Origin of the sequence: Polyangium mundeleinium (genome assembly GCF_028369105.1) — a bacterium.
Classification (GTDB): Bacteria; Myxococcota_A; Polyangia; order Polyangiales; family Polyangiaceae; genus Polyangium; species Polyangium mundeleinium.
The window spans coordinates 10229701-10252079 of the sequence record NZ_JAQNDO010000001.1 but is presented as its reverse complement, the minus strand read 5'-3'; the positions used below and the strand labels follow the sequence as shown (position 1 = coordinate 10252079).

Genomic DNA, 22379 nt, shown 5'->3' with positions numbered 1-22379 from the left:
AGCGGGCAGGGGCAGGCTGCCTCGCGAACTTCGGGCGCCGGCTTGCCTGGCCTTGGCCGGCGCGGACCGTCGGGGCCGCCCTGCTTCCGCGCTTCCGTGCGCGGGGCCCCTCCGCAACTGCCCCCTCCTGCACAAAAGAGAGCTAAGCTCGCCCCCGCCGCACGAGACCGAGGAGAGACCGGCATGCTGGAAGACGTGTTGAATGATTTGCGGACAGGCATCGAGAAATCCATCGAGGCGCTTCGCCGCGATCTCACGCGCGTGCGCACGGGCCGCGCCCACGCCGGGATGCTCGATGGCGTCCGCGTCGACTACTACGGCGTGCCCACGCCCATCCAACAGATGGCCACGGTGAGCGTGCCCGAGCCTCGCCTCATCACGATCAAGCCCTGGGAGAAGAACCAGGTGAAGGCCGTGGACAAGGCCATCCGCGAGAGCGACCTGAACCTGAACCCTCAGGTCGACGCCGACCTCATCCGCATCCCGATCCCGGCCCTCACCGAGGACCGGCGCAAGGAGATGGTCAAGCTGACCAAGAAGTACGGCGAGGAGGCGCGCGTCGCGATCCGCAAGCACCGCAGGGACGCGAACGAGCTCGTCGACACGCTCGACAAGGACGGCGAGGTCAGCGGCGACGACGCCGATCGGGCGAAGAAGAAGATCGAGGAGGTGGTGGCCGAGGGCATCAAGCAGGTCGACGGCGTCATCGCCCACAAGGAAAAGGACATCCTGGAGGTGTAGGGGTCTCCGGAGGAGGCAAAGGAGGGGGAACGCATGGCCCAAGGCAGCCGAGATCCAAGCTTCACGCACGGCGCAGAGGGCGCCGAAGGCCTCGCGCGGCGCGGCTTCCTTGCCCCGAGCGAGGAAGACGGCTTGACAGCGGAAACGCTGCGTGAAACCGTGAAAATCGTCGGTTTTGACCCGGTCTAAGGTTGCCGAGGTTTATGCGCGCATTTGCTTCCGGGATGACCGATGTCGGTCTCCAGCGCGATCACAACGAGGACAGCTACGCTGTCCTGCAGGAGTTCGATCTGTTCATCGTCGCCGATGGCATGGGGGGCCATCGCGCCGGCGATGTGGCGAGCCGCCTCGCGACCGACTCCATCACCGAGTTCTTTCGCTCCACGGCGAACGACGACGCGACCTGGCCGATCCACTTCGACGCGAACCTGACCGAGGATGAAAATCGCCTGCTCAGCGGCATCATGGTCGCGAACCGGCGGATCTTCGAGCGCAGCATCCGCTCACGCGAGTGCGCCGGCATGGGCACGACCGTGGTCAGCGCCGTCTTCTCGCGCCGGCGCAACCGCATCTACGTGGGGCACGTCGGCGACAGCCGCGCCTACCGCGTCCGCGGCGGCACGATCCAGCAGCTCACGCGGGATCACTCGCTGATCAACGACTACCTCATGGCGATGCCCGAGCTCACGGAGGAGCAACGGGCGGAGCTGCCGCGCAACGTGATCACCCGCGCGCTCGGCATGCAGGACAGCGTCGCCGTCGACCTGATGAGCGACGAGCCGCACCTCGGCGACGTCTACATCCTCTGCTCCGACGGCCTCTCCGGCATGCTCACCGACGAGCAGATCCGCGACATCGTCGCGTCCTCGCAGGACACGTCCGAGATGTGCAGGCGCCTCATCGCCAAGGCGAACGAGCTCGGCGGCGAGGACAACATCACCGTGCTGGCGATCCGCTTCCTCCAGGACGACGTGGAGTACGGCGACGAGCCCACGCTCCAGGTCCCGGCGCACCGCATCGCCGTGACGGTCGGCGACGACGGCGACTCCTGATCCTCGGCCTCACGCCCCCTCCTCACCCCTCTTCTCGGGGGTGAGGATCAGGGGCGGAGGGGGACGGTCACTGATCGCAGTTCTCGAGGATCAAGTGGCTCTCGGCGATGCCACACGTGTTCGTCGACTCGACGACCTCGGGGCACACGAACGAAACCCAGATCTTGCCTGACGCGATGCCCTCGCCCGTGCCTTCCTTGAAGTAGAAGTTGCACTTCGACGAGCTGAACGCGTCGCCCGCCGTCCGGTCCGAGAAGAATGCGAGCGAGCCAGTCGCCGGGCTCGCCTCCGTCGCGCCCACGTTGATCGCGGGGATCGACAGGTTGATCCCGTCGCTGCCGAGGCGGAGCTGCGCGCTCACGCTGAACGGCCCCGCGCCCGAGACCGAGCAGGTCACCGTCGCGCCTTCCACGCCGTCGATCACGACGGCCGTCTTCGTCGAGGCGCTGATCGTGCCGATCTCGGACTTGTGCGAGGCGATCGGGCAGGTCGCGCCCGTCTTCGAGAACTGCACGTTGAACGCGCCTTGCGGCGTCGGGGGCACGGGGTCGCTGCAACCGCCGAGCAAGGCGAACGCGACGAGCGGGAAAGCAAGACAGGCAGCACGCAGCATGGAAGTCTCCCAGGGGTATCTGCGGCGCGCCGATGCGCCGACGCTCCTGGTTCTACCGCATTTCAGTGCGCGGGGCGTAGCTCCGGCTACGCCCCGAGCTTCGTCTCTCAGCCGAGCGCGTGTTCGAGATCTTTCCAGAGATCATCGACCGCTTCGAGCCCCACCGAGAGCCGCACGAGGCCGTCGGAGATGCCGAGCACCTTGCGCGTCTCCTCGGGGACCGATGCGTGCGTCATGATCGCCGGATGCTCGGCGAGCGACTCCACGCCGCCAAGGCTCTCCGCGCACGAGAACACGTGCAGCCGCTCCAGCACGGTCCGCGCCGCCGTGAGCCCTCCCGCGACCTCGATCGAGATCATGCCCCCGAACCCGCCGCGCATCTGCCGCGCCGCCACGGCGTGGTCCGGATGCGACGCGAGGCCCGGGTAGTGCACACGCTCGACGCGCGGATGACGCGCGAGCCGCTCGGCGAGCGCGAGCGCCGCCATGCTCTGGTGACGCACGCGCACGGGCAACGTCTTCAGGCCGCGCAGCACGAGGTAGCAGTCGAAGGGGCTCGGCACGGCGCCCATCGCGTTCTGCAGGAAGCCGATCCGCTCCGCGACCTTCGGGTTCGACGTCACGATCGCCCCGCCGACGACGTCCGAGTGCCCGTTCAGGTACTTCGTCACCGAGTGAACCACCACGTCCGCGCCGAGATCGAGCGGGCGCTGGAGCATGGGCGTGGCGAACGTGTTGTCGACGACGAAGGTAATCTTCGCCTCGCGCGCCACCTCTGCGAGCGCCGCGATGTCGAAGACCTTGAGCATCGGGTTCGTCGGCGTCTCGATCCAGAGCAGGCGCGTCGAGGGCCGGATCGCCGCGCGCACCGCCGCGGGATCACGCATGTCGACGAAGCTCGACGAGATCCCCATCGGGCCCATGACCTTGTCCATCAAGCGGAACGTGCCGCCGTAGACGTCGTCGCCGCAGAGGATGTGCGCGCCGGGCGAAAGCGTGTGCAGGAGCGTGGTCGTCGCGGCGAGCCCGCTTCCGAAGCTGTAGCCGTGCACGCCGCCTTCGAGGGCCGCGAGGCACGCTTCGAGCGCGCGACGCGTGGGGTTGCCGCTGCGCGAGTACTCGTAGCCCTTGTGCACGCCCGGGCTCTCCTGCGCGAACGTGCTGGCGAGCACGATCGGCATCATCACCGCTCCGCTGGTCGGATCGGGCTCCTGGCCGGCGTGAATGGCGAGGGTGTCGAGGGAAACCGGGAAAGGCGCGTCCTTGGTCTTCATTTGGCTGCGCGACTCTAGCGCAGGTCCGGCGCACGTGGCACCGGCGCGAGCGCGTCGCACAGTTCTCGCGCCGACGCGCGCCGCCGCGACGGATCCGGATCGAGCGCCTCGAACAGCGCCTCGCGCTCCTTCACCTCGAACGCCTCTGCGTGAAGGACGAGCTCGCGCCGAAGCCCGCGCGTCGCCACCTCGGCGAGCATCGCGGCCTCCGTGTCGGCCTCGCAGAGCCGCTCGCCCGTCGCCAAAAACAGCAGCGTCGCGGCCATCGCGTACACGTCGGTCGCCTGCGACGGCTTCGCCTCGCCCGACGCGATCTCCGGCGCCGCGTACGGCAGCGTGCCGCGATCGTCCGTCTCGAGCTCGGCTTCGAGCCCTCGAAACCGCGCGGCGCCGAGGTCCACGATCCGCACCTCACCGAGCGGGCCGAGGAGCACGTGCGCGGGGCCGAGATCCCCGTGCACCACGTCGAGCGGCCCTGCCTCGCCTCCGAGCGCGTGGATCTCGGCGAGCGCTTCGAGCGCCTGGATCGCCACGTGCCGCACGAGCGTCCTCGGCACGCGCGCGCCTCGCTCCTGCCATCCGTGCACGAGCGCCGCCACCGACGTCCCGGCCGCGAACGTCTCCAGAAAGAACGGCCCCCGCGCGTCGTTCCCCACGCGCACGAGCGAGGGCAGCGCGGGGTGCTCGATCGTCGACAGGAGCCGCGCCTCGCGCACCATCGCCACGCGCCCTTCCCGCGCGGCGAGCGCGCGTGGCACGAGCCGCTTGCACACGAGCTCGTGGTCTCCCTCGCGCACGAGGGCCACCTCGAACACGCTCCCGCCGCCCAGCAGGCGAACGAACTCCGTCCCTTTTGGCGCGAGGAACGTCACGTCGTCGACCCTAGCGCGGCACGTCGAGCCGGACCCGATAGATGAGCGTGGGCCCGCCTTGCCCTTCGATCCAGCGGGGCTCCGCGTCGCCGTCGAGCGGGCTCGTGTAGTTGTAGACGTCGTACGCGCCTTCCCCCGCGGGCACGAGCGAGGCGAAGCAGGTGTCCCCGCGCGAGGGAAGGTCGAGCTCGAACGACGCCGTCAGCGTCTCCGGATCGACACGCCAGAGCGAGCAGCGCTTCGGCTGGAACGAGTACTCGACCGCGTACACCCCTGCCTGATCCGCGAGCGAGAGCTCGTCCCGATCGAGACCGAAGTTCCCTGTCTCGGTGAGGTTGCGCCGTCCGATGAGCCAGACGTCGTCGCCGCTGCGGAAGAGCAGCGGCGAGTCGTACTTCTTCTTGTCGGGCTTGCAGTCCCAGGTCCCGAGATCGGCGGCCTTCGCGCGGCAGATCTTCGAGCCGAAGCCGAGCGCGTCGCCGGCCTCGTTGCGCTGCACGGCGACGAGATCGCCATTGGCGAGGAGGACAAAGTCCGTCTCGGATCCGCCGCCCTCCTGCACCACCGGCCGTCCGGGCACGAGCGGCTCGAACGTGAGCCCGTCCTCGGTGCGGAGCAGATGGATCCGGATCGGCTCGCCGTCGAAGTCGTAGATGTTCTCGCCGCCGACGTAGCCGATGAGGTACGCGGCGCCGTCCACGACCTTCGCCCGCCACGGGATGAAGCCCGGCTCGTAGAGCGGCGCGGGCTCGCTCCACGCGCCGCCCTCGTAGGTCATGGCCATCATGCCCTGCGGCTCGAAGTCGAGCGGGTTCGAACCGAGCACGGCGAAGTAGAGGACGAGCTTTCCTTCGAGCGAGAGCAGCCGCATCTCGCGCAGATCGGTCTCCATCGCCACGTGCGTCTCGTAGCGAAAGGACTCCTGGTCCTCGCTCGACACCACGTAGAGGACCGTCTCCGCGCTCGCGAAGTGGCTCGGCGCCGTGCGGAACGCGAGGTAGACGCGCCCCTCGTGCCGCACGACGTCGAGGTTGTTGTTGGCGTTCTGCGTCTCGACCCCTGCGGGCGGCGCGACGAACGGGACGACCTGCCGGTAGCCCTCGATCCTCGCGCCCGCGGGGTTCACCACCTCCTCGGGGCTGCAGCCCGCGAGGAGCGCGGTCGTCACGACGAAGGACGAAGCGCGCAGCATCGCGGGCCGCGTCACTCGAACGTGAGGCTGAGCTCGTATCCCGTGATCTTGGCGTCGTTGTCGTAGTCCTGGACCCACACGTAGTACGTGCCGGCCGGGAGGCTCGCGAGCGTCGCGTCGTTCGCCTTCGACAGCAACGAGCAGGTGCTCGGGCCGTCGTCGTCGTCCTCCACGATCTGCACGCCGTTCGCGTCGAGCAGGTGCATCACCGTGTCGAAGTCGCAGGAGCTCGCGTCACCGATGTTGTGCGTCGTGAGCACCGGGCTCTTGCCCGCCGGCAGATCGAACTGGAAGTAGTCGACGTCGGCGATCGGATCGATCTTCCCGTACCAGCTCGTCGTCATGGGCCAGGCTGGCGTCGCCGTGGCCGTGCTCGCGTTCGGCTCGATCTCCCACGGCGCCTCGGCCATGCACGTCGGGCTGCAGCCGTCGCCGGCGACCGTGTTCCCGTCGTCGCATTGCTCGGCCGGGCTCGCGAGGATGCTGTCGCCGCAGCCCGGGGCCGCCACCTTTACTTTGAGCACGTACGAGCTCTGCGCCTCGTCGTTCTGGTACTCCTCCACCATGACCACGTACGTGCCGACGGGCAGGTTCGTGGCGGCGCTCGGGTCGAGCAAGGGGCTGATGAGGGAGCACGTGCTCGCGCCGTCGTCGTCGTCCGACACGAGGAGCTGGTTCGAGGGCGAGTAGAGGTAGATCTTCGAGTCGAAGTCGATCGGGCAGCCGCCGTACCCGTCCGTCACCTCGATCGTCACGCTCGATCCCGGCTCCGTGATCTGGAAGCTGAAGTAGTCCTGATCCCCTGCGGGCAGGATCGACGCGACGACGCCGTCGAAGCCGACGACCGAGTTCGCCATGTTGTTCGGCTGGTTCGGCTCCGTCTCGCTCAGGTAGTTCCCTTCGAGCTGGCACGTCGGCGAGCAGCCGTCGCCCGCGGCCGTGTTCCCGTCGTCGCACTGCTCGCCGAGCTGCACGAACGTGTCGCCGCAGCCGGGCTCGGTGAGCTGGTACTGGAGCACGTACGCAGCCTGCGCCTCGTCGTTGTTGTACTCCTCGACCTTCACCGTGTACTTGCCCGCGGCGAGGTTCGCGACCACGGCGTCGCCGGCGGGCTCGAGCATCGAGCACGAGTCCACCCCGTCGTCGTCGTCCACCGCGATCTCCGTCCCGCTCGCGTTGTAGAGGTAAATCTTCGAGTCGAAGCCGCTCGGGCAGCCGCCGTTCCCGTTCGTGACCTCGATGCGCGCGCGGGTGCCGGGCACGTTCACCACGAACGTGAAGAAGTCCTGATCGCCGATGGGCTGGATCGCCGCGACCACGCCGTCGGTGCCGGTGATCGAGTTTGCCTGGCCGATCGGCTGGTTCGGCTCCACCTCGGTCGGGTAGTTGCCTTCGAGCTTGCAGTCGGACGTGCAGCCGTCGCCGCTCGTGTTGTTGCCGTCGTCGCACTGCTCGCTGCCCTGCACGAGCCCGTCGCCGCAGCCGGGCTCCACGACGGCAATGTCGACGACGTAGAACGGCAGCGGCGAGAACGTCGCGCTCTCGACCTGCACGAAGTACGTGCCCACGGCGAGGTTGCTCATGGCCGGTTGGTTGGCGGGCAGGATCTGCGAGCAGGCGGCGGGCCCGCTGTCGGTGTCCGAGCCGAGGAAGCCGCTCGGCCCGGAGACACGCACGAGCGTGGCCACGCCGGCCGGGCAGCCGCCCATGCCGTCGCCCGTCGACACCTTGAGGTTCGAGCCGGCCACGGTGATGTCGATCGAGAACACGTCGACATCCCCCGTCGGGTAGATGGATGCCGTGAACCCCTTCGTCCCCGCGGCGAGCGGATCCGCGGTCGCGGGCAGGTTGTTCTGCTCCGTCTCCGCCGGGTAGTCCGCCGTGCCCACGGGCGGCTCGAACCCACCGCCCGAGCCGCTCGACGAGGACGACGAGGAGGACGAGGACGACGACGACGACGAGGACGACGACGACGCGCCGCCCATGCCGCCGACGCCGCCCATGCCGCCGACGCCGCCCATGCCGCCGTCGCCGCCCATGCCCCCGAGGCCGCCCATGCCGCCCATGCCCCCGAGGCCGCCCATGCCGCCGGCGTTTCCGGTGCCGCCCGATCCTCCGTCGCTTCCATCGTCTCCGCCGCCGCCACGCGTGCTCGTGCTCGTGGCGCAGCCCTGGAGCGTGGCGGCAGCGAGGAGGAGGCCTGTCGTCATTGAAGCGAGCGAGGTCGGGAAGAAGATACGGCGGCGTTGATTCATCGATCGTTCCTCGTGGACTGCGGAGGAGAAAGGTCATCGGCGCGGCCGTTCGGCGCGCCAAGCAGACATCACGCTAACGGCTTACGGTAGCCGACGGGCCGACGCAACGTCCGCGCACGGCCCGCGCCTTCGTCCTCCGGGTGCAGAGGGTGCGCGGACGTGCCAAGACCGACCCGTGCGCCCCGTGATCCAGAGCATCATCGACGAGCTGTACGCACGTCATCACAAGGCGGGTCGAGTCGACCTCAACGACATCGCGGAGATCATTGGCCCACGCAGCGTCTCCTACGAGGAGGTCGACCACATCGTCGAGCGCCTGGAGGCGCTGGGCCTCCTGGTCGGCGAGCCGATCGACGCGATCGAGGTCTCCGTCATGAAGCGCGTGCTCGGCGCCGCGCGATCACTGCGCACGTCGCTCGGACGGAACCCGACCATCGCGGAGATCGCCGCGTCCTCGGGCGACCCTGCGCACGTCGTGCGTCGCGCGCTCGAGCGAGGCGTCTCGCCGCGCGTGGTCAGGAGCTACTAGAGCGCCTCGCGTCCCCTTCGGGACAAAACTGATAGAGTGAGGCCGTGCCGTTCGGCCCGCGCCTCTCCTTGGCTCTCGCGCTGCTCGCGACGACGATCGCGCCTCGATCGCTCGCGGAGCCGCCCAAAGCCGCGCCGCCGCCGAAGGAGCCGGTGGAGCTCTCCGCCGATCAGCTCGACATCGACATCGCGGCGAAGCGCGCCGTGCTCGAAGGCCACGTGCGCCTCACGAAGGGCGCCCTCGTGGTGCGCGCGCCGCGGGTGGAGGTGCGGTACGACGAGGTACCAAACGTGACGTGGGCGAAGGGCGCGGGCGGGGTCGTCGCGGAGGTGAAGGGCGTGCGCGCCGAGGCGCCCGAGGTGGAGATCGACCTCGCCAAACAGACGCTCTCGCTGCGCGGCGGCGTGCGCCTTCAGCGAGGCGCGGGGTGGATCAGCGCGGAGAAGGCGACGATTGATCTCGTGAGCCTGAAGGTGTCGCTCACGGATGTAAAAGGCGCGCTGCCGGTGCCGGAGGGGGCGGAGAAGAAGTAGGGGCGCGAAAACGGGTTTCAACGTGAAACCGGGTCCGTCTCGCATTCCGACACGTTGTCCACGCATCTGCCCGCGCAACATTTCCCCGCACGAACGTCGGTCACGGGCGCGATCGGAAAGCAGTCGTTGATCTGCCCGTCCGGCGTCGTCCGATCGAAGTGCACGCAGACAGCGTGTCCGAGCGTGGCCACCTCCCGGCACCATTCGGGGATATAGGCGTCCCACTCGTCCGGATCGCACCACGCGTCCCACGTGCACGGGTTGCAGTCGTCGCACCCATTCCAATCATGATCACCCGAGCAGTCCTTGTCCCACGATTCATCGAGGGTGGGCGCCTCTCTGTGCCAGCCCTGCTCCTCCAGAGGCTCCTGCGAGGCGCAGCCGAACATGAAAAACGAGATTGCAATCGCGCGGCCGATCCTTGGCGACATGGAAGTTCCTGAGGCTCATCCCGGCTTTGCCACGCGGTTCGAGCATGCCGGTGCCACGAAACGTGGAGAAAACGGCCGCGTCCGGCAAGGTGCACGCTGCACCAAACTTCGTTAGGATTTGTGCAATATGCACCAGCGGGATGACAACCTGGGCGCGTGGCCGTGGCCGCGCCCGTCGAAGCGCGTGCGCGAGCTCATCCGGCGCGGCGCCGAAATGGCCCTGAACACGCCCCACGAGTGGCTCGAGGAGCTCGACCGGGCGACGCTGTTCATCGAGAACATGAAGGTCATTGCCGAGGACCCCGTGCTCGCGGCGGCCACGCGCAGGACGAGCCGCGCGTACTTCTTTCACTGGGCGGCGGCAAACCTCCATGAGCCTGGAGCGCCGGTCACGCCCCACCTCGGCCCCGAGTCGCTAGGGTTCGCGCGTGACCTCGTGCGCCGTGGCGTCACCGAATCCGCCTTGCACGCCTATCGCACCGGGCAGAACGCGGCCTGGCTCCGGTGGATGTCGATCGCCTTCGAGCTGACGTCCGAGCCGGACGAGCTGCGCGAGCTGCTCGATATCTCGGCCCGCTCCATCGCTTTTTTTCTCGACGCGACGATCGCGGGCGTCTCGGCCCACATGAAGACGGAGCGCGACGAGCTGACACGCGGCACCCACGCCGAGCGCCGCGAGGTCGTCGCGCTCCTCCTCGACGGCGCGCCGATCAGCGCCCAAACCGCTTCCCGGCGACTCGGGTACGAGCTCGACCAGACCCACCGAGCTGCCGTCGTCTGGAGCGATGGCCCCGAATCCGACCTCGGCTCCCTCGAAAGCGCGGCCGACGCCCTGGCCCGCTCGACCGGCGCGCAACGCCCCCTCGTCGTCGTGGCCAGCGCGGCGACTTTGTGGGTATGGGTGCCAGGAGAAACCGAGCCAGACGTCGAGCGGTTGCGCACAGCGATACGACCGCTGCAAGGCGTCCGCATTGCGATCGGATCCAAGAGCCCCAAGGTCGAGGGCTTTCGTCGTAGCCACCTCGACGCCCTCACCACCCAGCGCATGATCGCCCGCCTGGGCTCCGATCAGCGCGTCGTCAGCTTCGAGAGGGTCCGGCTCGTCTCTCTCGTCACCCAGAATTCCGAGGGCGCGGACCAATTCGTCAAGCACACGCTCGGGGACCTCGAATCGGCGAGCCCCGAGATCAGGAGCGCATTGCTGACGTTCCTCGACGAAGGCTGCAATGCCTCCCGCACGGCGGCCCGGCTCCACACCCATCGCAATACCCTGCTCCGCCGGCTCGCCCGCGCCGAAGAGCTTTTGCCGCGACCGCTCGAGCACAACCGCGTGGAGGTCGCCGTCGCGCTCGAGGTGCTCCGCTGGCAGACGAGCGCCGCGTGACAGGCGCGCGGCCGGTGCCGGAGGAAAAGGAGGGCGTCAGCTCCCGACGGGCGTGAGGCGCGGCGTTTCTCGGGTCACCGCGGGGGTCGCCGCGCGTCGGGGGGCGCAGGTCACGATGACGCGCGGGGGTTGCCGCGCGTCAGGGGGCGCGGGTCAGGTTGAACCGCGGGGGTCGCCGCGTGTCGGGGGGCGCGGGTCAGGTTGAACCGCGGGGGTCGCCGCGTGTCGAGGGGCGCAGGTCACGATGACGCGCGGGGGTCGCCGCGTGTCGAGGGGCGCAGGTCACGATGACGCGCGGGGGTCGCCGCGCGTCCGGGGGCACGGATCACGATGTTCCGCGGGGGTCGACACGCGTCGAGGGGGCCGGGGCGTGTTGCGGGCAGGCGCTCACCCCTGGGTCAGGCTTCACGAGAGCACGTGGTTGTCCTGGCCACGATGGACCGAAGGGCAGCGCGTCGCCGCGTCCAGGACCTGCGTGGTGCTACCGTGACGCATGCGCCACATTGCCCTTTTTGCTTTCCTTGCCCTGTTCGCCGCCGGCTGCGGAAACCCGCCGCCTGGCACCCATCCCACCGAAAAAGACGCCGGGCCCGACGGCGCCATGCCTATGGGCCCCGGCCTCGCCGGCATCCTGAAAGACCACGCAGATCAGCCCATCGGCGGCGGCAAGGTCCTCGCCTGCATGGCGACGATTTGCCTCTTCGGTGACGCCGAGCCGGACGGTCGATTCCATTTCCCCATCGAGCCCACCGCCGAGGTCGCATTAAAGACCCTCCCGAACCCGACGGCCACGCCGCGAACGTCCGCCGCGCTTTGCCCGATACGTATCGTCGACGATTCCCTGATCGACGTCGGAGCCCTCCACGTCCCGAGCCTCCCGGAGGGCGCGCTCCTCGGGCCCGCCGCCGCGGATCCGCAAACATTGATGGCCGGCGACGGCCTTGTGCTGATCCTGCGTGCCTCGGATCTCACGCCTTACCTCGGAGATACACTCGTCGACGTCGCCGCGCGGCGCATTCCGCCGTCCCAAGCGTGCCCGTGGGTCGTGCCCGCGGGGGAAGAACTCGTCGCCGTGTATACGTTGCATCCCTTTGCCGCCGTCAGCTCATCCCCCATTGCCGTCCGCGCTCCGTCGGACCTCCCCGCCGGCACGAAGGTGCGGTTTCGGACCGTCAGCGAAATCGACGGCGCCTTCTCGGCGCCGGTCCCGGGCGAGGCCGATGGCACGAGCGTTGCGACGGCGCCGCAAATGGGCTTGACCGAACTGACTTGGCTCGTGATATCGAAAGAGTGACCTGGCACAGAAAGGCACGATGATGACACTTCCTTCCTTGGTACGAACGATCTCCCGCACCGGCGCCGCGCTCCTCGGCGCCTCCTCGCTCCTGCTCCTCGCCGGCTGCTCCGACGCCCCGCCGTCCGAGGCCGCACCGGGCCTCTCGTGCGGCGAGGGCACGCAGGCGGTCGGACGCGAGTGCTTGCCGACCGCGCTCGAACCCGGCCGTTACCTGAGCCCGCTCGTCCAGCTCCAGAGCCTGGCCGAGGTCGGTAGCCATACCGACGAGGTGCGCATCCGCGAGGACAATCTGCTCCTCAATTGCAGCTACACGTTCAACGTGATCGACGCCGCGCACGCGAACGACATGGAGGCCCTCACGGGCGAGGGCTTCAAGCATACGATCCCCGGCGATACACGTACCCCCGGCTGCAAGCACCTCGCGTGGGACGAGAACCTTGTTTTCACCACCCACCTCGGCAACATCCGGAACCCGGCCTTCCTCAGCGGCTGGGACATCACGAATCCCGAGGCGCCCGTGCAGCTCCAGGTCCTCCAGGAGCCCGGCATCAGCTACGAGGGCGTCGACGTCGCGAACCACCACATCTTCGTCGGCCTCCACGAAAACGGCCTCGGCGTGTACGATTACGACGCGGCCAATGGCTTCACGCGCGTCGGCAGCCTCGGCGGCTTCACGAATGCGTGGGGCGTCGCCGCGCGCGACAAGCACGTGTTCGTCGCCGACGGCATCGGCGGGTTTGCCACGGTCGACGCCACGGATCCGGCGAAGCCCGTGGAGCTCGGCCGCGTCGCGATCGGCGGCCAGGCCCGCGGCGTCGTCGTCGATGGCAATTTCGCCTATGTCGCGGCCGGCTCCGCGGGCGTCGCCGTGGTCGACATCTCCAACCTCGCGAGCCCGAAGGTGGTCGGCCGGGCGGAGATGCCCGGCACGGCGCTCCGTGTCGCGTTCTCCGAAGGCCGCATTTTCGTGGCCGCGTGGAACGACGTGCGTGTCTACGACGTGACCAAACCAGAGGCTCCGACCTACGTCGCCTCCGTGCGTATTCCGCGGCCTTTCGATTACGAGGATGCCGACCGCGAGCTGCCGACGATGCGCACGTTCGGCGTCGCCGCGCGGGGACAGGACGTCTTCATCGGCGCCTGGGAAAACCCGTATTCGTATCGCCTCGAACCGGACCGCCTCGCCCCCAACATTCGCCTCCCCGAGACGGCGGCCCGCCTCGATTTCGGCAAGGTCGCGGCCGGCGCCGCGAAGACGATCCAGATTCCGGTCACGAACCAGGGCACGGCGCCGCTCACGCTCGTGGACAACTGGATCAGCGGAAAAGCCTTCAGCGTCGAGCCGAAGCAGGCTCGGATCGAGCCGGGGGAGACGTTCTCGCTCGAAGTGACGTATGTCGCGTCGGCGGCCGAGGAGGAGGTCGGGTATCTGCACATCGTCTCGGACGACCCCGCGGCCCCGGTGCGCAAGGCCTACCTCGTCGGCAATGCGCCGGGCGTGACCCTCGGCAGCCCGCTGCCCGCCACGACGGCCACCTTGCTCGACGGCACGACGTGGACGTCGGAGGCGTCGGCCGGGAAGGTGCTCCTGCTCAGCTACTTCGCCACGTTCTGCCCGGTCTGCGCCAATCACCTCCCGGACGTGGAGGAGCGATTCTGGCAGTCGTACCGGGACAAGGGCCTCGAAATCGTCGCCCTGAACCCGCGGGAGACGACCGACAAGATCGGCGACGTGCAAGCTTATTGCGAGAATCTCGTCGTCTCCTTCCCGCTCGGCATCGAGGAACCCGCGAGCACCTACGCGGCCGTGACGGCGAACTTCGTCGGGCCCAATCCCTTCCCCGTCGACGTGATCGTCGGCAAGGACGGGACCGTCCGGTATGCCAGCCACGAATACGATCCGGACGCGATGGCCGCGGTGATCGAAGAGCTCCTCGCCGAGTGACCTCGCCTCTCCCGCGCCCCGTCAGGGCGTGTTAGGCTCGCCCCGATGCTCGTCCCGTCTCGCGTCCTCGCGGTAGGCGTCCTGCTCGGCGCGTCGACGCTCTTGCTCGTGTCGTGCGACCGCGCCCCCGATGCTTCGTCGACGCCCCCGTCGGCGCCGCTCCTGCCGGCTTCGAGCCCGCCTTTGCCTTCCGCCTCCGCGCTCCCCCCGCTCGGCGGGGATGGGCTCGTGCGCCTCCGGCTCGAAGGGTTCTTGGATGCCGTGATCGCCGCGCCCATCGGGGCGACGTCGCCGCGGCCGGTTCTGATTGGCGTGCATGGGTTGCGCGCTCGCCCGGAATCGGCCTGCGGCGCGTTTCTCGGCGTGACGAAGGGCCATCCGTTCATCCTCTGCCCCCACGGCGTTCCTGAGCATGCCGAGCCGGTCTACGGGTTCACGACGGCCGAGGCCCTGAAGCTCGAAATCGACGCGGGCCTGAAAGCGCTCCGCGCGCGCTTCGGGCCTCAGGTGGCCGAAGGGCCGATGATTTATGGAGGGTTTTCCATCGGCGCGATCCACGGCGTGTCCATCGTCGCGGACGATCCCGCGCGGTTTCCCGTCGCCATCTTCGACGAGGGCGGGGGAAGCTACTGGACGGACGACCGCGCCTCCCGGTTCGCGCGCGGCGGAGGCAAACGTGTCCTCTTCGTTTGCTCCACGGCGGACTGCGAAAGGGAGACGCAGTCCGGGCTCGAGAACCTGAAACGGGCGGGCGTCGAGGCGAAGATGATCACCGCCGGGCACATCGGCCCTATCGTGGATGATCGCGTCGTCACCCTGATCCGCGGCTCCTGGCCTTGGCTCGTGCAGGATCGAACGGGGGCGCTCGGGCCCTGGTGAGCGAGCGGCACGCCCCGATGCTCGTCCGGTCGCGCCTCCTCGCGATAGGCGCCCTGCTCGGCACGTCCACGCTCCTGCTCGTGTCGTGCGACCGAGCCCCCGAGGGTTCGTCGACGCCCACGGCCACGCCGACGACGGCGCCGCCCCCGCCGGCCTCGAGCGCGCCTTTGCCTTCCGCCTCCACGCTCTCGCCGCTCGGCGGGGATTGGCTCGTGCGCCTCCGGCTCGAAGGGTTCTTGGATGCCGTGATCGCCGCGCCCATCGGGACGACCTCGCCGCGGCCGGTCCTGATTGGCGTGCATGGGTCGCGTGATCGCCCGGAATGGGCTTGCGGCGAGTTTCTCGGCGTGACGAAGGGATACCCGTTCATCCTCTGCCCCCACGGCGTTCCCCACCACGCCGGGCCGGAGCCGCTCTACGGGTTCACGACGGCCGAGGACCTGAAGCTCGAAATCGACGCGGGCCTGAAAGCGCTCCGCGCGCACTTCGGGCCTTACGTGGCCGAAGGGCCGATGATTTATGGAGGGTTTTCCCGCGGCGCGTACCTCGGCGTGTCCATCGTCGCAGACGATCCCGCGCGTTTTCCCGTCGCCATCTTCGGCGAGGGCGGGCAAAGCTCGTGGACGGACGACCGCGCCTCCCGGTTCGCGCGCGGCGGAGGCAAGCGTGTCCTCTTCGTTTGCTCCACGGCGGACTGCGAAAGGGAGACGCCGCCCGCGCTCGGGATCCTCAAACGAGCAGGGGTCGAGGCGAAGATGATCACCGCCGGGCACATCGGGCATATCGTGGATGATCGCGTCGTCACCCTGATCCGCGGCTCCTGGCCTTGGCTCGTGCAGGATCGAACGGGGACGCTCGGGCCCTGGTGAGCGAGCGGCGCACCGCGCCTGCTCAATCGGCCTTCGCCTTCGACGCCGGCAGCCGCACCGTGAATGCGCTGCCTTGACCCACCCCCGCGCTCTCCGCCATCACGGCCCCGCCGTGCATCTCGACGAGCTGCTTGACGAGCGTCAATCCCACCCCGAGCCCCCCTTGCGCGCGGTCGAGGGATACGTCGCCCTGCGTGAACAGATCGAAGATACGCGGCAGGAGCGCCGCGTGGATTCCCATGCCCGTATCCGTGACCCGCACGACCACGTCCTCTCCGTTTTGCGTGGCGGTGATGCCGATCTGCCCTCCCTGAGGAGTGAACTTGGCCGCGTTGTTGAGCAGGTTCGCGAAGACCTGCGTCAGCCGCGTGAGATCCGCGCGCACCCGCACCGGCGCTGGAGGCAATTGCACCACGAGCTTCTGCCGCCGCGCCTCCACGAGCGGACGCACCATTTCCACGGCCTGCGTCACGGCCACCCCGAGGTCGATGATCGCGGGATGCAGCGTGATCTTCCCCTGGCTCACCCGCGACGCGTCGAGCAGGTCGTCGACCAGCCGCGACAACGTCATCACCTGGCGCTCGATGATCATGCAGGCGTCCCGCACCCTCGTGTCCGAAAGCGAGGCCGTCTTGTATCGCACGACGGTCGCCGCGTTGAGGATCGGCGCCAGCGGATTGCGCAGCTCGTGGGCGAGCATGGCGAGGAATTCGTCCTTGCGCTGGTCCGCTTGCTGGAGCTCCAGCGTCCGCGCCCGGAGGCCCTCTTCCAGCGCTCTCCGTTCGCTGATGTCCTCCACGAGCCCGTCCACCACCGTCCGGCCGTCCTCGACCCCCACGCGCTCGCTCACCCGCGCCCAACCCCGCGAGCCGTCCGGCCGGCGCACCTCCATCTCCCGCTTCGCCATGGCGCGCCCGCGCTCGGTCTCCCGGACCTTGTCCGCCTGTCCGGGCGGCGAAAGGAGGCATTCGATGCTCCCCGCCCGGGCCTCCTCCATCGTGCTCCGGCCGATGATCCGCAAAAACGCCGGATTGCACGAGAGGAGCTCCCCCTCGGGGGTGGCTCGAAACACCCCGACGTCGAGCGCATCCGTGAGCTGCTGGAGGTGCGTCTCGACCTGGGCGAGCCGCCGCTTGGCCGTGCACCGCTCGATCGCGTGCCGGACGGCGAGCGGCAGCCGGCCGATTCGGTGGGGGCTCTTGACCACGTAATCGTCGGCCCCGGCCTTCATGGCCTCGACCGCCACCTCCTCGTTCCCGCTGCCCGTGAACAGGACGACCGGGCACGCGGGCCAGTGGTTCTTGATGAGCTGGAGGACCTGAATGCCGTCCGTCCATTGCATCATGTAATCGGTCACGACGGCGTCGTACCCGCCCCGGGCGAGCGCTCGTTCGAATCCGGCCCGATCGAAGACCTCGTCCGTCTCGAGTTCCGGAAATTCGTGCGTGAGGAGCCGGATGGCCACGAGGCGGTCGTCCGGGTTGTCGTCCAGGACGAGAAAACGCATAGGCTCAGGCGACCTCCGTGTCCGCCCGCCGATTGAGGATCAGCCAGTAGACCCCGAGCGCCTTCACCGCGTCGAGCAGCCCCTCGAAGCTGACGGGTTTGACCAGGTATGAATTGCACCCGAGGTCGTACGCCTTGCGCACGTCGGTGCTCTCCATCGACGACGTCAGCACGACGACCGGGAGCCGCCGGAGCCCCGGCTGGCTCCGCAGCCATTCCAGGACCTCCAGCCCGGAGCGCCGCGGCAGCTTCAGGTCGAGCAGGATGAGCGCCGGCAGCGGGTGCTCCCTGCGATCGTCGTACGGGGGCCGCCCGGAGAGGTAATCGAGGGCCGTGTCGCCGTTGTCCACGAAATGGAGCGGGTTCAAGAGCTGCGCTTTCTTGAAGGCGCGGCGAATCATGAGCACGTCGGTCGAATCGTCCTCGACCACGAGCACGCCGAGGTCTTCGATGTTCATGTGTTCTCCTGCTTCGGCAGCTCGACCCAGAACCGGCTCCCTCCGCCCGGGTTCTCCTCGACCCCGCACGATCCGCCCATCCGTTCGGCGCCTTTTCGCACGATGGCAAGGCCGATGCCGGTGCCCGGGTAGGCTTCCTGCGCGTGGAGACGCTCGAAGACCCGGAAAATGCGCTCCCGGTGCTCGGGCTCGACGCCGATGCCATTGTCTTCGACCCAGAGCCGGACGCGGTCGCCGCGGTCCTCGGAGCGCACGTGCGCCACGGCCTTCTTGCCCGCTTCCGCGAATTTGATGGCATTGTCGAGCAGGTTCGTCACCACCTGCCCGAGCGTCGTCCGCTGGGCGACCGCCCGGCCGAGCGGCCACGCCACGCTCACCTCGGCCCCTCGCTCGCGAATCTCTGGCCGCATTTGCCCGAGAACGTCGGTCAGCACGGCATCCAAGTCGAGTGGATCGAGGCGTATCGCCTCCCGGGCCAGCCGGGCGTACGCGAGCAAATCCTTGATGAGGTCGTCCATCCGAACCGCGGCCGCCACGATACGCTGCGTGTAGTCCCGGGCGTCGGGGGACAGCTCCTCCGCGTGATCCTCGACCAGCGCGTCGGCGAGGGAATGCATGTTGCGCACGGGGGCCCGGAGGTCGTGGGCGATCGTGTAGGAGAACGCCTCGAGCTCCGCGTTTGCCTCGGAGAGCGCGCGGGTGCGTTCGTCCACCCGCAGCTCGAGCTCGGCATTGAGCCGGCGCACCTCCTCCTCCGCCTGCTTTCGGTCCGTGATGTCGCGCGAGACGCCGACCAGGCCCACCACGGCCCCGTGCTCGTCCCGGAGCGGGGCTTTCGTCGTCGAATAGGTCCGGACCGCGCCCGGCGGGCCGAAATCCTCCTCTTCCCTGACTTCCCGGCCCGTGGTCAAGACGCGCTGATCAATCTCGGCGATCCAGCGGCCCTGCTCGGGTTGGGGGGCAAAATCGACGTCGCGGTTCCCGATTGCTTCTTCCTCGGTCCGCCCGAGGACGTGCAGCGTGGCCGGGTTTGCGAGCGTGAGCCGACCGGCGAGGTCCTTCGCGTAAATGAGGTCGCTCGTGGCGTCGGTGACCGCCCGCAAGAGCGCTTTTCCTTCCCGCAGCGCCTCCTCGGCCTTGGCCCGCTCCGTCACGTCCTGGAAGACGAGCATGGCGCGCTGCGGCTCCCCCTCTGCGTCGCGAAGGATGGTCGCGGTCACCCGCACCTGGATTTCCCGCCCGTCTTTGTGGATGTACCGTGTGTCGCTCTCGAACATGGGGCACTCGCCCCGGACGGCCGCCTGGAATCGCTTCCAATCGGCTGTCCGGTTGTCCGGGTGCGTGAGCTCGGGGAACGTCATGTGGGTGAGCTCGTCCGCCGTGCAGCCCGTGATTTCAGAGAGCATGTGGTTCACGCGCAGGAATCGCCCGGTCGAGAGCTCCACCTGCGCCTCGCCGACCCCGGCGCGCTCGAAGGCCTCCCGAAACTCCGCTTCGCTCGCCGCGAGCCGCCGCGCGGCCTCTCGCTCGGCCGTCCCGTCCTGGAACACGAGCACGACCCCGCGGATCCGGCCCGTATCGTCCAGGATGGGGGCCCCCGAATCCGCAATGGGGTATTCCTTGTCATCACGAGCGACGAGCACCGTGTGGTTGGCGAGCCCAACCACCGATCCATCCCGCAAGACCCGGGCGACCGGGTCTTCCATGGGGTCTCGATCGGCCTCGCCCACGATGCGGAACACGTCGCCGAGCGGCCGGTCGATGGCGTCCGCGGCGCTCCACCCCGTGAGTTGTTCCGCGGACGGGTTCATGAATGCGACACGCCCGACCTCGTCCGTGGCGATGACCCCGTCGCCGATGCTCCGGAGCGTGACGCGCAGCCACTCCTCGCTCGCGCGCGCCTTTTGCTCTGTGACCTCGGCGCGGATGCGCGCGCGGTGGAGCGAATCCATCAAGTAACTCAGGCCGGTCGCGGTGCACAGGAAGAGCGTGAATTGCGCCTGCGCCGACGTCGTCGGGAGAACGAGAACGAACTTCGGAGGCACGACGAAAAAGGCGGACGAGAGGGCGGCCAAGGCCATGGCGAAGAGCGCCGCCCGCAGCCCGCCGTACCAGGCCGCTGCCACGACGGCCAGGGTGAAGATCAAAAAGGGGGAATGCTCCCCGAGCACGGGATCGAGCGCGAGCCGGATCGCCGTCACCACGGCGACAGCCGCGACGGCTACGCCATACCGCGCAAGGAACCGTTTCCCCGTCCGGTCCGGGCGCGGCTTGGGGCTCGCGCTCGCCGCTGGGGGCGACCAGACCGGCGGGCTCGTTCGGGCGTCGTACAACATTTCATAGCTGTACGTAGCCCTGCGTGAAGCGCTCGGTAGCGCTTCGCGACTTCATTCACCGTCGATTCGGCTCGGCCGTCAGGCGAGGGGCCGGGCTGCTCACCCGCTCGAAAAGGACCTTCCGCTGGGTGTCCGGCAGCTCCAGCGCCATCTTTCCGTTGACCTCCTTCGGGAGGAACTCGGGCCAGAACACCCAGGGCGGCGTCGTCGCCACGAGCTTCTCCGTGCCGTCCTCCTCTTTTTTCTTTCCGAGGGAGCTCGTCCATTCCCCCGCGTCGAGGACGCCACGATCGCCGTCGAGGCGTATCGTGATCTTGCCGTACATCGGATGCTCGTACGTCCCGACGAATCGCTCGATGTAGGCCCGTCCCGGCGCGAAGTCGACCTTCGCGGCCTCCTTCGACAGGTCCGCGTCGTCAACCTTCCGCGCGACCGCGAGGTCCTCGACCGCCTCGTCGCGGCCGTCGAAGAGGAGCTCGAGGAGCTTTCGCCTGAATTGCACGTACACCAAGGGATCGGGGGCGCCGATGTTGGCGAGGATGACGGCGCCGATTCCGTGATCGGGCAAGAAGAACATATTCGACGAGTACCCGGCGAGCCCGCCGCCGTGCCCGTAAAAGCGCACGCCGTAGGAGGTCACGGCGGCGAGGGCGAGCCCATAACTCGAGTTTTCACCCTCGCGTGATTGCGGCTCGCGGCGCGCCAGGAGGTTCGGCTCCGAGACGACCTGCTTTCCGTCCGGTGTCTTGCCCTTGGCGAGCTCCATCAAGAGGACCTTGGAAAGATCACGCACTGTGGACCAGGCGCCGCCCCCGGGGTTCAGCGGGGTGATCCACGCCGCCGTATCCGAGGGCGCGAGCTCCATCTCGGCCTTCGCATTGCGATTGTGCGGCGATGCATGATCTCCGCGCGCCACGACCTTCGCGTCGAACGTCGTGTTCTTCATTCCGAGGGGACCGAAGACCTTGGCCTTCATCGTCTTTTCGTACGCCTCGGCGAGCGGCTTCTTCGGCTCCGCGGCGTGCGCCGCGACATACCCGGCGGCCGCGATCATGGCGTTCGAGTATTGAAACGTCTCGCCAAACCCCGTCGTCGGCTTCAGGAGCTTCATGCGATCGAGCATCTTCTCGGGCGAGACGTTTGCATACTCGAAGACGGTCCCCACGTTGTCGTACGGGATGCCCGTGCACGCGCAGAGGATGTTCCGCACGCTGAGCCGCTTCGTGAGCTCCGCGTCGCCGAGCGCGAACGTCGGCAGGAGCTCGGTGACACGGGTATCCCAGGTGAATTTCCCCTCGTCGACGAGCCCGGCGATCATGAGCGAGGTGAGGGGCTTCGTCATCGATGCAATACGGAACATCGTATCGGGCGTGACCGGAGCCTTCTTGCCGAGCTCCTTCACGCCGTACCCTTTTTCCAGGACGACCTTGCCATTCTGGACGATCGCGACCGCGAGCCCAGGAATCTTCAAGGCGAGGCGGCTCTCCTCGAGGAACGCGTCGATCTTCTGGAGCCGCGCCGCGTCGAGCGTATGCGCGGGCTTGTCCTTGAAGGACTCCTCGACGACGCCCTGGGCCCGGAAGCTCTGCCGCGCGATATTGGCTTGCGGCCTCCGCCGGCTCCATCCGTCCTCGGTTCCGTCCGACAACAGGACGAACCAGGTGTCCCCCTTGCGGGCGGCGCGGGCAGAGACGTGGCGGGCTTCCGCCAGGGTGGTCACGTAGTTGACGTCGACGACGGCATCCCACCCATTGCGACCCGGCTGGGGCGTCATCAGCCACACGGCGCGCGCGAAGTCGGGTTGGACTTGTTTCCATGCCGCAGCAATGGCCGCAGCGCCATCTTGCTCTTTGCGTTCGACGAACGTGAGGGAGACCTCGCGGTTCGGATCCGCGAGCACGACGACGCCGTGTTTCGTCGTCACGGTCCAGCCCTTCGGGGCGATGTACGTGGCGCCGGAGGGCGTGGTCATGGGGGTATCGGCGTCGACCTTGACGACCGCGAGCTCGTCCTTGGGCGTCGCCGTGGGGGGAGGCGTCGTGGTCGTGGACGTCGCGGGGCCCGCGAGGGGAGGCGCGGGAGGGGTGTCGCCCGTCTGGACGACCGGGGAGGGGCCGCTGCAAGCGTTGAGAAAAAACAGGCTGAAAAGAAGGGATCGTAGAGGACGCGTGCGCATGGGCACGGATGCTCGGCCGATTCATGGGTTGCGTCAA

The 22379-nt window shown here is 68.5% G+C and carries 20 protein-coding genes; 10 read left to right on the top strand and 10 right to left on the bottom strand.

Features of this window, described 5'->3' with window-relative positions; translation table 11 throughout:
* Nucleotides 1-183: 183 nt before the first annotated feature.
* From frr to POL67_RS40475, 3 genes are read left to right on the top strand one after another with little or no spacing between them, the layout of a single operon-like run.
* Entirely contained in the window at nucleotides 184-741 is a 558-nt protein-coding gene (gene frr / locus POL67_RS40485) for a ribosome recycling factor (protein WP_271926259.1), read from the top strand.
* Between the two features lie 33 nt (nucleotides 742-774).
* Nucleotides 775-930, top strand: a complete 156-nt coding sequence (locus POL67_RS40480; RefSeq protein ID WP_271926257.1) for a hypothetical protein — start codon at nucleotides 775-777, stop codon at nucleotides 928-930.
* A gap of 35 nt (nucleotides 931-965) precedes the next feature.
* Nucleotides 966-1793 carry a Stp1/IreP family PP2C-type Ser/Thr phosphatase gene (locus POL67_RS40475; protein ID WP_276076114.1) on the top strand — a complete coding sequence of 276 codons (828 nt, stop codon included), beginning with the start codon at nucleotides 966-968 and terminating at the stop codon, nucleotides 1791-1793.
* A gap of 67 nt (nucleotides 1794-1860) precedes the next feature.
* On the opposite strand, the gene POL67_RS40470 is transcribed toward POL67_RS40475, so the two are convergent.
* The 5 genes from POL67_RS40470 to POL67_RS40450 all read right to left on the bottom strand — a co-directional run bounded on the left by POL67_RS40470 (nucleotide 1861) and on the right by POL67_RS40450 (nucleotide 7999).
* Nucleotides 1861-2406 carry a hypothetical protein gene (locus tag POL67_RS40470; protein WP_271926255.1) on the bottom strand — a complete coding sequence of 182 codons (546 nt, stop codon included), beginning with the start codon at nucleotides 2404-2406 and terminating at the stop codon, nucleotides 1861-1863.
* A gap of 107 nt (nucleotides 2407-2513) precedes the next feature.
* A complete protein-coding gene (locus tag POL67_RS40465) occupies nucleotides 2514-3680 on the bottom strand; it encodes a cystathionine gamma-synthase (RefSeq protein WP_271926254.1) in 1167 nt (388 codons plus the stop codon).
* Nucleotides 3681-3694: 14 nt separating this feature from the next.
* Nucleotides 3695-4552 carry a protein kinase domain-containing protein gene (locus tag POL67_RS40460; RefSeq protein ID WP_271926252.1) on the bottom strand — a complete coding sequence of 286 codons (858 nt, stop codon included), beginning with the start codon at nucleotides 4550-4552 and terminating at the stop codon, nucleotides 3695-3697.
* Between the two features lie 10 nt (nucleotides 4553-4562).
* A complete protein-coding gene (locus tag POL67_RS40455; RefSeq protein WP_271926251.1) occupies nucleotides 4563-5744 on the bottom strand; it encodes a hypothetical protein in 1182 nt (393 codons plus the stop codon).
* An 11-nt stretch (nucleotides 5745-5755) separates the two neighbouring features.
* A complete protein-coding gene (locus POL67_RS40450; protein WP_271926250.1) occupies nucleotides 5756-7999 on the bottom strand; it encodes a DVUA0089 family protein in 2244 nt (747 codons plus the stop codon).
* A gap of 184 nt (nucleotides 8000-8183) precedes the next feature.
* Between POL67_RS40450 and POL67_RS53930 the strand changes: the two genes are divergently transcribed.
* Both POL67_RS53930 and POL67_RS40440 read left to right on the top strand, forming a co-directional pair.
* The gene (locus POL67_RS53930; RefSeq protein ID WP_271926248.1) at nucleotides 8184-8528 is read left to right on the top strand and encodes a sigma-70 domain-containing protein; all 345 of its coding nucleotides are present in this window, start codon (nucleotides 8184-8186) and stop codon (nucleotides 8526-8528) included.
* Between the two features lie 44 nt (nucleotides 8529-8572).
* Entirely contained in the window at nucleotides 8573-9061 is a 489-nt protein-coding gene (locus tag POL67_RS40440; protein ID WP_271926246.1) for an LptA/OstA family protein, read from the top strand.
* A 17-nt stretch (nucleotides 9062-9078) separates the two neighbouring features.
* Here the strand turns inward: POL67_RS40440 and POL67_RS40435 are convergent, their stop codons facing one another.
* Complete coding sequence (locus tag POL67_RS40435) at nucleotides 9079-9492, bottom strand: hypothetical protein (protein WP_271926244.1); 414 nt, start codon at nucleotides 9490-9492, stop codon at nucleotides 9079-9081.
* Nucleotides 9493-9619: 127 nt separating this feature from the next.
* On the opposite strand from POL67_RS40435, the gene POL67_RS40430 reads away from it, so the two are divergent.
* From POL67_RS40430 to POL67_RS40410, 5 genes are all read left to right on the top strand, one after another.
* Nucleotides 9620-10876, top strand: coding sequence for a PucR family transcriptional regulator (locus POL67_RS40430; RefSeq protein WP_271926243.1), 1257 nt, complete (start codon nucleotides 9620-9622; stop codon nucleotides 10874-10876).
* 493 nt (nucleotides 10877-11369) lie between these two features.
* Nucleotides 11370-12170: a hypothetical protein gene (locus POL67_RS40425; protein ID WP_271926240.1), complete on the top strand. Its 801-nt coding sequence runs from the start codon at nucleotides 11370-11372 to the stop codon at nucleotides 12168-12170.
* A 37-nt stretch (nucleotides 12171-12207) separates the two neighbouring features.
* A complete protein-coding gene (locus POL67_RS40420) occupies nucleotides 12208-14118 on the top strand; it encodes a redoxin domain-containing protein (protein WP_271926238.1) in 1911 nt (636 codons plus the stop codon).
* Between the two features lie 45 nt (nucleotides 14119-14163).
* The gene (locus POL67_RS40415; RefSeq protein WP_271926237.1) at nucleotides 14164-14997 is read left to right on the top strand and encodes a hypothetical protein; all 834 of its coding nucleotides are present in this window, start codon (nucleotides 14164-14166) and stop codon (nucleotides 14995-14997) included.
* Nucleotides 14994-15866 carry an alpha/beta hydrolase gene (locus POL67_RS40410; RefSeq protein WP_271926236.1) on the top strand — a complete coding sequence of 291 codons (873 nt, stop codon included), beginning with the start codon at nucleotides 14994-14996 and terminating at the stop codon, nucleotides 15864-15866. Before POL67_RS40415 ends, POL67_RS40410 begins: the two co-directional genes overlap by 4 nt.
* Nucleotides 15867-15888: 22 nt before the next feature.
* On the opposite strand, the gene POL67_RS40405 is transcribed toward POL67_RS40410, so the two are convergent.
* From POL67_RS40405 to POL67_RS40390, 4 genes are read right to left on the bottom strand one after another with little or no spacing between them, the layout of a single operon-like run.
* Complete coding sequence (locus tag POL67_RS40405; protein ID WP_271926233.1) at nucleotides 15889-17373, bottom strand: sensor histidine kinase; 1485 nt, start codon at nucleotides 17371-17373, stop codon at nucleotides 15889-15891.
* Between the two features lie 4 nt (nucleotides 17374-17377).
* Entirely contained in the window at nucleotides 17378-17830 is a 453-nt protein-coding gene (locus POL67_RS40400) for a response regulator (protein WP_271926231.1), read from the bottom strand.
* A complete protein-coding gene (locus tag POL67_RS40395) occupies nucleotides 17827-20166 on the bottom strand; it encodes a PAS domain S-box protein (RefSeq protein WP_271926230.1) in 2340 nt (779 codons plus the stop codon). The genes POL67_RS40400 and POL67_RS40395 overlap by 4 nt, the downstream gene beginning before the upstream one ends.
* A 55-nt stretch (nucleotides 20167-20221) precedes the next feature.
* The gene (locus POL67_RS40390) at nucleotides 20222-22342 is read right to left on the bottom strand and encodes a serine hydrolase (protein WP_271926229.1); all 2121 of its coding nucleotides are present in this window, start codon (nucleotides 22340-22342) and stop codon (nucleotides 20222-20224) included.
* Nucleotides 22343-22379 lie beyond the last annotated feature (37 nt).

Bases quoted from the DNA above. Each gene is read 5' to 3' on its own strand.
- frr (WP_271926259.1), top strand. From the start codon at position 184: ATGCTGGAAGACGTGTTGAATGATTTGCGGACAGGCATCGAGAAATCC.
- POL67_RS40480 (WP_271926257.1), top strand. From the start codon at position 775: ATGGCCCAAGGCAGCCGAGATCCAAGCTTCACGCACGGCGCAGAGGGC.
- POL67_RS40475 (WP_276076114.1), top strand. From the start codon at position 966: ATGACCGATGTCGGTCTCCAGCGCGATCACAACGAGGACAGCTACGCT.
- POL67_RS40470 (WP_271926255.1), bottom strand. From the start codon at position 2,406: ATGCTGCGTGCTGCCTGTCTTGCTTTCCCGCTCGTCGCGTTCGCCTTG.
- POL67_RS40465 (WP_271926254.1), bottom strand. From the start codon at position 3,680: ATGAAGACCAAGGACGCGCCTTTCCCGGTTTCCCTCGACACCCTCGCC.
- POL67_RS40455 (WP_271926251.1), bottom strand. From the start codon at position 5,744: ATGCTGCGCGCTTCGTCCTTCGTCGTGACGACCGCGCTCCTCGCGGGC.
- POL67_RS40450 (WP_271926250.1), bottom strand. From the start codon at position 7,999: ATGAATCAACGCCGCCGTATCTTCTTCCCGACCTCGCTCGCTTCAATG.
- POL67_RS40435 (WP_271926244.1), bottom strand. From the start codon at position 9,492: ATGTCGCCAAGGATCGGCCGCGCGATTGCAATCTCGTTTTTCATGTTC.
- POL67_RS40430 (WP_271926243.1), top strand. From the start codon at position 9,620: ATGCACCAGCGGGATGACAACCTGGGCGCGTGGCCGTGGCCGCGCCCG.
- POL67_RS40425 (WP_271926240.1), top strand. From the start codon at position 11,370: ATGCGCCACATTGCCCTTTTTGCTTTCCTTGCCCTGTTCGCCGCCGGC.
- POL67_RS40415 (WP_271926237.1), top strand. From the start codon at position 14,164: ATGCTCGTCCCGTCTCGCGTCCTCGCGGTAGGCGTCCTGCTCGGCGCG.
- POL67_RS40405 (WP_271926233.1), bottom strand. From the start codon at position 17,373: ATGCGTTTTCTCGTCCTGGACGACAACCCGGACGACCGCCTCGTGGCC.
- POL67_RS40400 (WP_271926231.1), bottom strand. From the start codon at position 17,830: ATGAACATCGAAGACCTCGGCGTGCTCGTGGTCGAGGACGATTCGACC.
- POL67_RS40395 (WP_271926230.1), bottom strand. From the start codon at position 20,166: ATGTTGTACGACGCCCGAACGAGCCCGCCGGTCTGGTCGCCCCCAGCG.
- POL67_RS40390 (WP_271926229.1), bottom strand. From the start codon at position 22,342: ATGCGCACGCGTCCTCTACGATCCCTTCTTTTCAGCCTGTTTTTTCTC.